Here is a 13314-nt window from a genome sequence, read left to right as displayed (position 1 = left end):
TTCTGTGATTACTGGTGCGAGTTCAGAATAATACCTCTACATTGGCTCTTTCAAACATTAAATTCCATGCTTTGGCTTTGACACATATTGGGGCAGAAGGTTAGAAGCATCCATTTATTTGAGCAAAAGTATTATTGGGATGGAAAGAACCAAAACGGACAAAAGCCTAGTGCCGGAATGCATTTTGCCCGTGATAGCGTTAGTAAGAAAGCTATTAAGATTATCAAACTCAAACCTTAATTTTTAATTTCTAATTGTTTGCTTAACCCTTTAGGTTAATTCTCTCTAAGGTTCATGCTGCCATCATCCCGTTTTACCCGATGATGGTAACCTGAACCTATCTTTTGAATAACACGAAACAATGGGAATAAAGGCAATACTATCCTTGCAGAATTATCTTGTCTAATCGTAAATCCGTATTTACACTATTAGGAGATTAGAGGTTGATATACTCCTCGCATGAAAGGACATACGATACAACTTTCTGCAGGTTATAATACTATTTTGAGTACAAATATATAGAAGCATTGCGGACAATAAAATTTCAGCTTCGAGATATTGGAATGCAATTTCTTGCTTGACAAGTCCAATGCTGTATCAGATGCGTTATCTTATAAAAAATATCTCTTGAGGTTTAGATTATTGATGAGGTTTTATGACTTTCACTACTTGCTATAAATGGCTATTAGTTCTAGGGATATTGATTGCTATGTTTGCCTGTGCACGCAATAAAAGGTTCCAGTCTCAAGCAGAAAGCATGATTAAACAAGGCAAGTACGAATCTGCCGCCTATTTTGCCATCGAATCTCTCAAGCTTAAACCGGATTACCTAAAAGCTCAAACAAGCCTAAAGCAAGCTTACCCTCAAGCGGTATTATCACGTTTAGAGCGTGTAAACAGGCTCAAAGAAAGCAATGATGATTACAAATGGGAAAAAATACACTTAGAGTATAATGCCCTCAACAAGCTAAACAAAGCTGTGGAAGCATTGTTTCCTCTCATCAATCCCGAAAATGGCTTAGCAATTCGTTTTGACGTAATGGATGTCAGTGCGGAAATTGCAGAAGCTAGTGAATTGGCAGCGGATTTGTATTACCATAAAGCCCTTCATCAAAGCCGTATTAGTATCGATAAAGAAAGCCAGCAAGAAGCGGCGAAACTGTTTAAAAAAGCCATGAGTTTTGTTCCTAACTATCTTGATAGTGCACAAAGATACCAAGCTGCAAGGCAAAAAGCTGTAATGCGCATAGCAATTTTACCTTTTGAAGACATATCGGGCAACAATCGTTCCTATGGTGCTCTTACCAACATACTCAGCGATCTTATTATAAGTAATCTTTTACAGCAAAATAACGCTTTAGAGTATACGGAATTCATTACTCGAGACCGTATAGATGTGCTAATGAAAGAGCAACAACTTGGTGTATCGGGCATGATAGATGAAAACAGTGCGGCAAACATCGGTCATCTCTTAGGGGCTAATTCTATCCTGACGGGAAAGATATTGCAGATTTCTTACAATGAACCACGCACAGTCCAAACAAGCATAACCGAAACTTCTGTAGTAGCAGATAGCGAAAAAGATGAAGAAATTGATATTAGCTGCAGCATTACAAAATACACTAAAACTGCAAGCTTGCAGATATTGGCTTCTTATACTTTGGTTGATGTATCTACAGGTAAGATACTTTCCCACAATAGCTTTAATCCTTCCTATAAGTTTCAGGAAAGTTGGGGCACCAAGCTTGGTGGAGATGAGCGAGCATTAACTACTGAACAGAAAAAACTAATTAGCAAGGAAGAAATACTGGCGCCTTCTGCTTCGGAAATGACTAATATGGTCTTAGAAATGCTAAGCACCGAAATTGTTGAACATCTTATTGGGTATCTTGAATGAAATATTGCTATTTAGCATTAGTGTTCCTCCTTTTAGGGGCGTGTTCTTCAAACCAAAGTGTGCCCGAATGGACTAATAGTATAGTCCACGACCCTTTATATTTTAGTGCCCTAATCAAAGTGCCTACTACACTACCGGATTATCGGGAACGAGCACAAGAGCTGGCAGCAAATGAAATAGCGATGCAGATCAGCACTACCATAGATACGCAGATTAAGCTTACTCAAACTGAGATTATGGGCATATCCGGTAGTGAATACATCGCCCAGATTCGCAGTTCCAGCAGCGCACAAATCAAGAATCTTACTCCTACTATGAGTTATAAAAGCAAAAACATATATTATGTATTATATCGGGTAAATAAGGCTGAGTATTATGCTCAAAGGGAAAGGCAGAGAGATATAGCCGTTGCCACTGCACACGATTTGCTTGTTCAATACGATACCAATATTCACAAACCCGCCGTAGCCATTCCTCTCTTACTTTTAGCCTTAGATACAATATCTGAATATGCGGATATGGATTTGGCCGGCACCAAGGGGAACATCGTCTCAGATATCTATTCCAGATTGCACAAGTTGCCATTAAGCATAAGCTATGCTTGGCAAAACGACAGCCAAAAGGTGAAAGCTAAGCTCAAGAAAAATATTGTTCTAGAAGGCAATGTATTTGAATTGCCTTCACAAAACCCTCTTATCAATATGCCCATGTCCGCAAATTCTGAATATCTAGATTTTACAAATCCGATATTTAGCGATAAAGAAGGTAAATTTAGCTTTACTTTACCCTGTATTGATAGTTTTGAAGCCATTCAACCGATAGGCTTAAGTATTTGTAAGCAATATTATATGGACATGATTACAAATCCAACAGCCCGAAAAGTGTGGCAAAATCTCATTTTCGATACAGTTTGGCTATCATTGGAAGTTTCTCGCCCCTCAGTATTTTTAGATTACGCTTATCTTTCTGCCTTTCAAGGCGGTTATCGAGAATCTCTAATTGGATATTTGGCAAATCTGAATGTTGACCTTGCACAAAAATTGGCTGATGCAGATTTCCTACTTCAAATACGAGTGGAAGCTAGAGAAGGAAACTATATAAACAATCTGAAGCAATATACTGCAAATACAAATATCCGCTTGAGTTTAATTGACCCTCAAAGCGGGGCTACATTAAACTATATAGATCATTCGGGATTGAAAAGCGCAGCCAAATCTCGAGAAACAGCCGAACGCAATGCAGAAAGCGATGCAGCGAAGTTGATGGGTGAAAGCCTCTTGTATAGACTTCTTTACAAACACGTGATAGAATAAGCAGTAAAATTAGAGCCCACTTTTTGCTTGACACAACAATCATGGATTAGATTTTACCAATAAACAGATATGAGAACTTGTAGCCATATAGGGAGCGCTATTTGAAGCTTAGAAAAACACCAAAGGCGGAGCATACATGTTAAAGGCTCCTGTTTTTCAGAAGGACGCCCAAGATCGCCTCAAAAGAACCATTGATATGGTAACGCGACTCTATGTGCACATTCTAAAAAGCGATGAACACATCTCCAATAACGAGATAAATATCCTGTACTCATTGTTGGTAAATCTGTTTTCGCAGGTTGATGTTTCTTGGGAGGCCTATGTAAAACAAATTCTAGAATCTGATTACGAAATAAATGAAGTGCTTGTTTATTTGGATAGGCATTTATCTCTTTTCGATAAAATACGAATTATCCAATCTCTGATAATTATGGCTAAAACCGAAGAAGATTTTGCTATTTCGGAACTAACAGAGATAATGGAATTAAGCAAGAATCTCAATATTGCCGCCGACCAATTCTTGCCTTTAATGGATCATTTTGAGCATAGACAGATGAACCCGGTTAGTATTTCTTGCAGACATCATCTAAGCCACATTAAGTATTCTGTGTTTTCAGATTATGTAGTATTTGGTTATGGTGATGAGGCCGATGTGGCATATAGAGATGAGCACTTAAGCCCATACGAATGTGCTCTATTTGCCATCGACAAGCATCTGTTCCTTTCTGTTGCCGCAGGTAGCAATATAAGGCTAAATGGCAATCCCGTAAGCAATAACAACATTATCCTCTTAAACAAGGATTGCAGTATTAGCTTGTTAGACCGAGAGTATTCCTACAACTGCCTAGAAAGAATTTATAACTTGCGAGATGAGGAAGATGACATTGTATTTCGCAAAAGTGGATACGATTTTACCGTCCATAAAAGCAAGAATACTTATAGTTTTATTGTTCATTCCGGATCTGTTGCTCTAAATGGCAAAGAGATGTCTCATGGCAGAAGATTTGAGGTGTTCTTTGACGACACTTTGCAAATTAGGGGCTATGCTCCCTTCCATTTGGGCATGGTTATTGAACACCGAGCAATAATTGGAGTGGAAGATTACATCCCCAAGAAACTCTATATTTGTTTTGATAAAGGTTACTATAATACTAGCCGGGAAGATGCGGATAACAGCATAGCAGTTATTGAATTACGTGATAGTAACTACTACGTTTTGCCGCCAAAAAAGGGGTTTAGTATATTTGTAAACCGTAAACTGGTAAGCGAAGCTCTACCAATAAACCTCAATTCGGATATCCTCACCATCGGAAAACGAAACTTTAGAATAAACAATCTTTACGATCTGATAGAAACTCCTTTCGAAATAGAAACCTTGAGCGTTATAGATGTTAAACACTATTTTCCAGATGGCAAACTTGCTTTAGATTCTGTTTCTTTTGAAGCTCAACGCGGCCAACTGATAGCAATTATGGGACAAAGCGGATGTGGAAAATCTACTCTTACTAAGGTTCTCTCATCTGAAATAACTCCTACTTATGGAAAGATTAGCATCGACGGCAAAAATCTTTATTCCAATATCAATTATTTTCTGGAACACATGGCATACGTGCCTCAAGATGACTTACTATATCCCAATCTTAGCGTATATGAGAACTTATGGTACCGAATTCGCCTGCGAATGCCACATATTCAGACTACATTGCTAAAACAAAAAGTAAACAACATCCTCAATCAGGTAAGTCTTAGCCACCATAAAGACACAATAGTGGGAGATTTTAAAACCAAAAACCTCAGCGGAGGAGAACGTAAACGCCTCAATATAGCCCTGGAACTATTATTTGAACCTACAATAATAATCTGCGATGAACCCACTAGTGGCTTATCCTTTAATGATGCCGAACAAATCATCGACATCTTGAGCTACCTCTGTCAACAAGGTAAAATTGTAGTGGTTACGATTCATCAGCCAAATAGCAGCATTTACCGCAGGTTTGACCGTGTTTTAATGATGGATATGGGTGGCAAGTTAGCCTTTTACGGAACCCCGGTTGAAAGCTTTCCCTATTTTGATGAAGAGTTGAGTCAGATAAGCAATCGCAAAGCAGAGATAGAAAAAAAACGCCATCTTATGACATCAGATTATTTCTACGATATCATAACGTATCCGGAATATAATCAACGTGGTGAACCGGTTTATGAACAAACGAAAAAACAGGTGCAAGCCAAACGAAAATTCCCGCCGGATTACTGGCGCGACAAGTTCAAACGTAAGATGCTGTATGAACTAATCCAGGGCGAAGCACCGGATTCACTCTCTCGAGGAATTGGGTTCAGACGCTTAAGAAAACGTTTGGGACTCCGCTCATATTTCATTAGCTTAGGTGCTTTTATCTCTCGCAGTTTTCGCATGAAGATAAGAAACAAAAGCAATAACCTCATTACCTTTATTGAAGCACCTTTATTAAGCTTGATAATATCATTTATACTAAGACACAATACCAGCGGAAGCTACAGCTATAATGATAATAACAATATTTTCATCTACATCTTCGTCTCCATTATTGCATTCATATTCTTGGGCATGTCTAATTCGATTGAAGAAATATTTAGCGAGCGCAAGATAATTCTCAGAGAACGCTTGATGAATCTTAAAATGAGCAGTTATCAGATTTCCAAAGTGCTTACCTTATCTCTTTTTGGATTTGTTCAAGCTTTTTTGTATCATGTTATTGCCGCAAGAGTATTAGATATTAGAGGCTTAGGCTTCATTAGTGTTTCCTATTTCTTTTTGGCAGCTCTGGTGGGTAACTCTTTGGGTTTGTTAACTTCATCTTTAATAAAAGAAAATCGGGCAATAATCAATCTATTACCTCTAATTCTTATTCCGCAAATTATCTTTGGGGGAGCAGTAATTGAGTTTGAGCGCATGAATAAAAACCTTAAACTATACGATAAACATCCTGTTCCCGAGATTGTACAATTAATTCCCTCGCGCTGGCTTTTTGAGGGGCTGGCTACCAGTTATGCCAAAAACACAAGATTCCACAGAGCTTTGGCATCCATTCAAAAAAAGGAATTGACATATTTGCAAAGTTACAGGAATGCTACCATAAACTATGAAGAGTTTCAGGCAAAGCGTTCCGAAATGTATTATAAAAAAGTTCGTGTTGCCAAGAAATGGGACCCTAATAAAACCTTAAATAACTATTTGAACTCTGCCGTTAGTATGATGGACGGTAAAGTTCATAATACAAAAAGAAACGAGTTTCTTTCCAGTTTTAAGTTACTAGGTAATTGGGAATACCGAACATGGACATTCAACTCAATTATTATTATGTTGTATGTCTTGGTACTGAACTTGATTACTTGGGCAAAACTAAAATTTGATTTTAAAGAATAAGGAGTTAGATCATGAAAAATCGTTTGATCGTAGCAATAGTGCTAATCCTGATGTTATTCTCACTATCCTGCAAGAAAAAAGCAGATACTTTACCAGATCAGGAAACAACATCTCAGATAACAACTTTCGCTCCCCTGCCTTCATTTAAAGAAGTTTATAGCACATTAGACCAAGTGCAAGTGAAAGACATTTCTGCTGCTGTACCCGCCACTATTTACAAAGCCGAACAGGATGAAATTCGTAACGCATTCTCTTTGGGCTTATTAACCGCCGATGCCGTTTTAGCTGCTAAAGGCAGAAACAAGAGCAAACTGAACGATATCTCTGCCCAAATGATGAACTTAACCGGATTACTGGGTCTAGAATCCGAAGTAAATAAACTTGGCGACGACATGAAGCGCATGATAGAAGCAGAAGATTGGGATAACCTCGATATAACTTTAGACGCCCATAAAGCAGATGTAGAAAAAAAGTTGTGGGAAAGCGAAAATTTTGATAATTACACTCTAATGTTGATGGGCGGCTGGATTGAAGCTGCAAACCGCATAGCCTGGTTAATTAACCAAGATTATAGCGTTGAACGCACATCTGTTTTGGTTCAAAAAGGAACATTTAACCACCTTGTGAACAACCTCCAACAAATAGACACTCCCCACATTTTGGAACAAGAAGCCTTCACTAAAGCGGTTGCCCTAACCCAAGAACTAAAAGCAATTTTGGACAGCGATAACAATTCTACCTACACCAAAGAACAAATCGGTGAAATTCTAGCAAAAACGGATGCCATTAAAACAGCATTTCAAGATTGATATTTGCGTGATAATACACTCAGAAATCCCAAAGATAAGCTGATAGTTTGTCTTTGGGATTCTGTGTTTGATGCCTCAGTTACATAATTCATCCCAAAATATGCTATAAGGAGAATGTGAATGAGATCCACACTGGTTTTTATTCTTTTACTATTTATCTCCTGCCTAACGGCAAACAACTTTACTGCAATAGACACTCCATGGGACGACGGAAAATCCATAAACCTCAATTGGAAGCTTAGCCCCATGACAAAAACAGTAACTTTGCAACGTCAAATTGATGGCGACATTTTTGAAACTATACATAAATCAACTGAGTTTCAGGGTAGCTTTCGGGATAACGGTTTAGAACCACAACAAGAATATATCTACCGCCTGCAAGCTGATTTTTTGGATGACAATATAGTCCTTCAAGCCGAAGCAAAAACCAAAGAACAATGGTTCTATTTACATAAGTTAGCTTTTTTGATCCTTTTGTTGGTTGTTTGTTTTGCCATTGTTTACTACATTCAAAAGGCAAAACGAGGAAAAGAGTATTATATTCGCCGTATTGCGGGCTTGGATAGCATGGAAGAAGCGATTGGACGCGCCACTGAGAAAGGAAGACCCATCCTTTTTGTGCCAGGCATTAGTGATCTGGATGACATACAAACTATTGCCAGCCTTACAATCCTCAGCCATCTTGCCGAGCGCAGCGCAGAATACGATACAGATTTATTTGTCCCCTGCCGCTTCTCTATGGTACTTTCTGCCGCTCGAGAAGTGGTAAAAGAAGCATACATCAAAGCCGGTCGCCCCGATGCTTATAAAGCCGATAATATATTCTATCTTACTGACGATCAATTTGGATTTGTTGCCGGTATAGACGGTATTATGCTGCGTGAAAAACCCGCTGCAAATTTCTTTATGGGCTCGTTCTATGCCGAATCCCTAATCTTAGCTGAAACTGGCTTTAGTACCGGAGCCATCCAAACTGCTGGCACTGCTCAAGCTCATCAGTTACCATTCTTTGTGGTTAGTTGCGATTACACTTTAATTGGTGAAGAACTCTTTGCGGCTTCGGCATATCTTTCCAAAGATCCCCAACAAATGGGAAGCCTAAAAGGACACGATTTTGGCAAGCTGCTGGTAATCTTACTAATCGTTTTCGGAGTTATCTTCGAGATTATTGGCATCTCATTCCTCAAAGACTTTTTATCCGGAGCTGCCTCGTGAAAAGATCCATACCGCTTATCTTTGCTTTCGTTGTCGGCGTAATAGTATTACTTTCCGAATTTATCCCCCACCGACCCTTCAATCTGATTGTCTCTACTTTAGAGAACTGGTTCATGATAATTTCCGGTTTTGCTATCCTTCTAGGGCAAATTAGCCTGATTCGCATGAATTCATATAAAATAGCTAATCGCTTACCGGATTGGCAATACTACCTAGCCGGGCTCATCAGCTTTGCCCTTATGCTTAGTTTCGGAATTTTGTGGGGCATGCAAGAAACACCGGGTTTATTGGGAACTGGCGAAGAAATTGTTAACAAATTGGGTATGAAACCATTCGATTATCTCTTTAATCATGCATACATGCCTCTTTCTGCCACTCTTTTTTCGCTTTTAGCATTCTTTATTGCTTCTGCAGCATACCGTGCTTTTATAATCCGGGGCTTCGAATCTAACTTGCTAATGATTACTGCAGTTATCGTTATCATTGGGCGCACAAGCATTGGCACTATGTTAACTGGTTGGCTGCCAGAATCCTTACAATTCTGGCATATCCCAAACTTGGCAGATTTCATCATGGAGTATCCCAATTCTGCTGCGCAGAGAGCAATACTCATCTCTGCTGGTCTTGGTATTGTGGGAAGCTCATTACGCATAATTTTAGGCATAGAACGCAGCTATTTGGGAGGTGATTGATGAAACTCTCAGTTGTTGCAGAACGCAGAATCATCTTCACCATCCTGTTTATTGCCGTTGCCCTACCGCTCATCTTCCCTATTGGATGGACAACCGAAGTATCCGAATATACTCGTATGGCTTACAATTTGATTGATACCACTCCTGCAGACAAGGTAGTGATTATCTCTTTCGATTACGATCCTTCCACCATGACTGAACTGCAACCGATGGCAGAGGCGATGATTGAACATGCCTTTATGAAGAATCAACGTGTGATCGCCACCGCCTTATGGCCTATGGGCGTACAAATGGCAGAACAAGCATTTACTACAGTCTTGGAAAACTATCCGGATAAAAAGCGCGGAGCAGACTTTGTAAATCTCGGTTATAAAGTTGGGGGTATGGTAACCGTTCAAGCTATGGGACGCAACCTTAAGGAAGTGTTTCCTAGCGACAATCAAAACATCTTGTATGATGATATTCCCATGCTTCAAAACGTTAAACGATTGAAGGATATTGCCTGGATTAGTTCTCTCTCCAGTGGAGTTCCGGGCATTAAAGAATGGATGATGGTAGCTCGAGATAACTATGGGGTCCCCGTTACCGGAGGATGTACTGCTATTAGTGCCCCCGGCTTTTTCCCTTACGTAAATGAACAACGACAGTTATACGGTCTTTTGGGTGGATTAAAGGCCGCCAGCGAGTATGAGAGCTTAATTGGCAGATTGGGTACTGCAACCACTAAGATGGATGCCCAGTCTATTGCACATTTGCTCATTCTGGTCTTCATTGCAGTAGGCAACGTTAAAGCATACAGAACGCGTGGGAGGAAGAAAAAATGATTCAGTTTATGAACATTCTCGGAATCTGGCTTGCAGCATTCTTCACCATCAGCATCTTTAGCTTTCTATACAAGGACAACCCTTTCTATAAATTTGCCGAACAGGTATTTGTAGGACTTTCTGCGGCATACTGGCTGGTTTATATAATATATTCCATTATGCTGCCCAATTTGTTTACCAAGTTGATCCAAGATTTTTCGGGAAACGCCATCTTGCTAATCCCCGCCTTTTTGGGCATCTTGATGCTGATGCGATTGCATCCCAAAACCCAGTGGTTAAGCAGATACCCTATGGCAATAATGATTGGTACAACTGCCGGAATATCTTTGTTGCGTTATATGAAAAGTGACATCTTAGAGCAGGTTTCCGCCACAATGATTAATCCCTTTGCCGCTTCATCTACCGCAGGAGTTATTGGCAATTTTCTACTCATAATTGGCACTATTACCGGAGTTTATTTCTTCTACTTCAGCAAAAAACAGGAGGGATTGCTAAGAGTTCCATCCAAAATTGGTATCTGGTTTTTGATGGTAAGTTTCGGTGCTACCTTTGGCTATACAGTTATGGCAAGAATCTCTCTGTTGATTGGGAGATTGGAATTCTTGTTAAGAGACTGGCTACATATTATTAAATGAGGTTATTCAATATGCTACAATTACATCAACGTTTTATTCAAACTGCCAAAAGATTTCCCAACCGAATAGCTGTGTACGATAAAGCTACCATGCAAGACTACACATATTCTAAGATGCTAATTGCCAGCTTGATTCTAACTGAACACATCGGCAAAATTCGCGGGAAATACATCGGCATTCTATTGCCAACCGGTGTTGGAGCAATGCTTACCATACTGGGTACTTTAATGAAGGGAAAGATCCCGGTTATGATAAACTATGCCACAGGTGCAATCGACAATTGCATCTATGCGCGCGATAAATGCCAGTTCAAAACAGTTATCACCAGTAGAAAACTATTGGAGAAGCTTGGTTTGGAACCTATAGATCACATGATCTTTGTGGAAGACATCCTATCTCGGGTTACTCTGCCTGCCAAATTGATAGCTGCCTTCAAATCCAAACTTCCATTCTCAATTTTAAAAAACCAGGTACACAATGGAGATGTTTCGGAAATATCGGTTATCCTTTTCACCAGCGGAAGCGAGAAAGAACCTAAAGCTGTGCAACTCTCGCATCGTAATATCCTTCATAATGTTAACGCCTTCCCCACCATGATTCCGCTTAATGAAAATGACGTTTTTGCCTCTATTCTGCCTATGTTTCATGTTTTTGGCCTTACTGTAGATTTCTGGCTGCCCATAACTATCGGCGCCAGCATGCTCACTTATCCCAATCCGCTTGAATATCGTACTGTATGCGATTATATCCGAGATTACAAGGTTACCTTCATCGCCGCTACTCCCGCCTTTTTCTACGGCTATCTGCAAAAATCTCAACCCGGTGATTTTGCTTCGGTAAATATAGCCATTGCCGGTGCCGATAAGCTCCCCGATAAGGTATATGAAGGATTTCTTAGAAAGCACAATCTTACCGTCCTTGAAGGATATGGCACCACCGAAACCAGCCCCGTTATTGCTACATGCTATCCCGGCTCTCATAAACCCGGGTCAATCGGAAAACCCATACCCAATACGCAGGTGCGTATATTGGATATTCACACAGATAAAATTTTAGGTCCCAACAAAGAAGGCAAAATACTGGTTAAAGGAGATTTGGTAATGGAGGGTTATCTCCACGATTTGGAACAAACCTCCTTGAGAATCCGTAATGGTTGGTACGATACCGGAGATATCGGATTGATGGATGAAGATGGCTATCTATATCACAAAGGACGCCTAAAACGCTTTGTGAAAGTGGGCGGTGAAATGGTATCGCTGGTAAAAGTTGAAGAACACCTTAGTGAGCTTTTACCAGACGATGTCATCTGCTGCGTGGTAGATGTACCCAATCCCACCAAAGGAGCAGATGTGGTTGCCGCTGTAGCAAATGGCGATTTCGATATGCATAAGGTACTAAAACAACTCAAAAAAGAATTGCCCTCTATTGCCATTCCTAAACAGTTTTACGTAATTGAAGATATTCCCATGATGGCAAGCGGTAAAGTGAACTTCCGCGAAGTAGAAACAATTATTCGCAATAAAAGTAACAAAAAAAGAGATTAAATGCATATAAACAATCTCAAACACCCTATCTTTCAGAATGCATTGCAACACATTGCCGAGATTTCCCGGCTAATTCATAGCTACGGCTGGGCAGAAGCTAATGCAGGTAACATCAGCATGGATGTGAGTGATTTGGTAATGCAGTGTATGCATACCGAGCTAAAATGGTATATCGTTTCCCGCACCGGTAGTCGCTATCGCCAAACTGCTCTCTCTCCTTGCGAAAACCTCATGTTAGTTGCATGTTCTCAAACTGAAGATACATTCTTTCCCCAAAATGCTTTGCCTACTAGCGAGTGGATTAGCCATCGCTGTTTACAAATGCAAAACGATCGCTTCAAAATAATCCTCCATACTCATCCCGCAGAGATTATTGCTCTGTCCAATCTTACCCTAGCAAAAGATAGCGCATCCCTAAATGCCAAGTTATGTGAATCTCTGCCGGAATTACCACTGTATCTACCTGAAGGCGTGGCTCTTGTCCCTAGAGCAGCGCCGGGCTCCTTAGCACTCTGTACAGCAAGTATAAAAGCTCTTAAAAACCAGAAGGCACTTATCTGGTCTGGTCATGGAATTCTAGCCTTTGCCAACGAACTCGATGAAGCTTTGGACTATCTGGAAATAGTTACAAAAGCGGCAAAAATCCTACTCTGGAACTTAAAGTAAACTCACTCTGCCCCCCTTGCTCTCTCTGATGGAGTTCGCTCAATCTTCCCTCATTATCTCCTCATGCCATGAGGACATCATGAGGGAAAGACGAGTGCAGTACGAAGGATTGCAATGGCTTATAAGACTCGCTTGAAACCCAGATACTACAAGCTTGTGGTGATCCTGGCTGACCGTACGAGTGACATCTGCAGGGCTCTGGCTGCCCAAGACAGGGTTTATCATCTAAACGATGCCTTGGAAGTGATGGACAACCTTATGGCTCTGGATACAAAGTCCAACAGCCTGGATGGTGCTCGGGATTACATCAAAGCCC

The 13314-nt window shown here is 40.2% G+C and carries 11 protein-coding genes; all 11 read left to right on the top strand.

Translation table 11 applies throughout. From position 1 onward, the window contains the following. Positions 1-655 precede the first annotated feature (655 nt). Positions 656-1897, top strand: a complete 1242-nt coding sequence (locus LHW48_08680; protein MCB5260526.1) for a CsgG/HfaB family protein — start codon at positions 656-658, stop codon at positions 1895-1897. After that, the gene (locus LHW48_08675; protein MCB5260525.1) at positions 1894-3210 is read left to right on the top strand and encodes an LPP20 family lipoprotein; all 1317 of its coding nucleotides are present in this window, start codon (positions 1894-1896) and stop codon (positions 3208-3210) included. Before LHW48_08680 ends, LHW48_08675 begins: the two co-directional genes overlap by 4 nt. A 136-nt stretch (positions 3211-3346) precedes the next feature. Next, positions 3347-6613 carry an ATP-binding cassette domain-containing protein gene (locus LHW48_08670; GenBank protein MCB5260524.1) on the top strand — a complete coding sequence of 1089 codons (3267 nt, stop codon included), beginning with the start codon at positions 3347-3349 and terminating at the stop codon, positions 6611-6613. Positions 6614-6624: 11 nt separating this feature from the next. Further along, positions 6625-7422: a hypothetical protein gene (locus tag LHW48_08665; GenBank protein MCB5260523.1), complete on the top strand. Its 798-nt coding sequence runs from the start codon at positions 6625-6627 to the stop codon at positions 7420-7422. A 120-nt stretch (positions 7423-7542) separates the two neighbouring features. Then, positions 7543-8637, top strand: coding sequence for a hypothetical protein (locus LHW48_08660; GenBank protein ID MCB5260522.1), 1095 nt, complete (start codon positions 7543-7545; stop codon positions 8635-8637). After that, entirely contained in the window at positions 8634-9329 is a 696-nt protein-coding gene (locus LHW48_08655; GenBank protein MCB5260521.1) for a hypothetical protein, read from the top strand. The genes LHW48_08660 and LHW48_08655 overlap by 4 nt, the downstream gene beginning before the upstream one ends. Then, a complete protein-coding gene (locus LHW48_08650) occupies positions 9329-10153 on the top strand; it encodes a hypothetical protein (GenBank protein MCB5260520.1) in 825 nt (274 codons plus the stop codon). Before LHW48_08655 ends, LHW48_08650 begins: the two co-directional genes overlap by 1 nt. After that, on the top strand, positions 10150-10788 hold the full coding sequence (locus LHW48_08645; protein ID MCB5260519.1) for a hypothetical protein: 639 nt from the start codon (positions 10150-10152) through the stop codon (positions 10786-10788). The genes LHW48_08650 and LHW48_08645 overlap by 4 nt, the downstream gene beginning before the upstream one ends. An 11-nt stretch (positions 10789-10799) precedes the next feature. Next, on the top strand, positions 10800-12332 hold the full coding sequence (locus LHW48_08640) for an AMP-binding protein (GenBank protein ID MCB5260518.1): 1533 nt from the start codon (positions 10800-10802) through the stop codon (positions 12330-12332). After that, positions 12333-12998 (top strand): class II aldolase/adducin family protein, encoded by a 666-nt coding sequence (locus LHW48_08635; GenBank protein ID MCB5260517.1) that lies wholly within the window; start codon positions 12333-12335, stop codon positions 12996-12998. A 114-nt stretch (positions 12999-13112) separates the two neighbouring features. Beyond that, positions 13113-13314: hypothetical protein (locus LHW48_08630; protein MCB5260516.1), on the top strand; the 202-nt coding region annotated here is incomplete at its 3' end.

Source organism: Candidatus Cloacimonadota bacterium (assembly GCA_020532355.1).
Lineage (GTDB): Bacteria > Cloacimonadota > Cloacimonadia > Cloacimonadales > Cloacimonadaceae > UBA5456.
The sequence above is the reverse complement of the archived record's forward strand: the minus strand, read 5'-3'. Positions and strand labels throughout refer to the sequence as shown.

Bases quoted from the DNA above. Each gene is read 5' to 3' on its own strand.
- LHW48_08670 (MCB5260524.1), top strand. From the start codon at position 3,347: ATGTTAAAGGCTCCTGTTTTTCAGAAGGACGCCCAAGATCGCCTCAAA.
- LHW48_08660 (MCB5260522.1), top strand. From the start codon at position 7,543: ATGAGATCCACACTGGTTTTTATTCTTTTACTATTTATCTCCTGCCTA.
- LHW48_08680 (MCB5260526.1), top strand. From the start codon at position 656: ATGACTTTCACTACTTGCTATAAATGGCTATTAGTTCTAGGGATATTG.
- LHW48_08665 (MCB5260523.1), top strand. From the start codon at position 6,625: ATGAAAAATCGTTTGATCGTAGCAATAGTGCTAATCCTGATGTTATTC.
- LHW48_08640 (MCB5260518.1), top strand. From the start codon at position 10,800: ATGCTACAATTACATCAACGTTTTATTCAAACTGCCAAAAGATTTCCC.
- LHW48_08675 (MCB5260525.1), top strand. From the start codon at position 1,894: ATGAAATATTGCTATTTAGCATTAGTGTTCCTCCTTTTAGGGGCGTGT.
- LHW48_08635 (MCB5260517.1), top strand. From the start codon at position 12,333: ATGCATATAAACAATCTCAAACACCCTATCTTTCAGAATGCATTGCAA.
- LHW48_08645 (MCB5260519.1), top strand. From the start codon at position 10,150: ATGATTCAGTTTATGAACATTCTCGGAATCTGGCTTGCAGCATTCTTC.
- LHW48_08650 (MCB5260520.1), top strand. From the start codon at position 9,329: ATGAAACTCTCAGTTGTTGCAGAACGCAGAATCATCTTCACCATCCTG.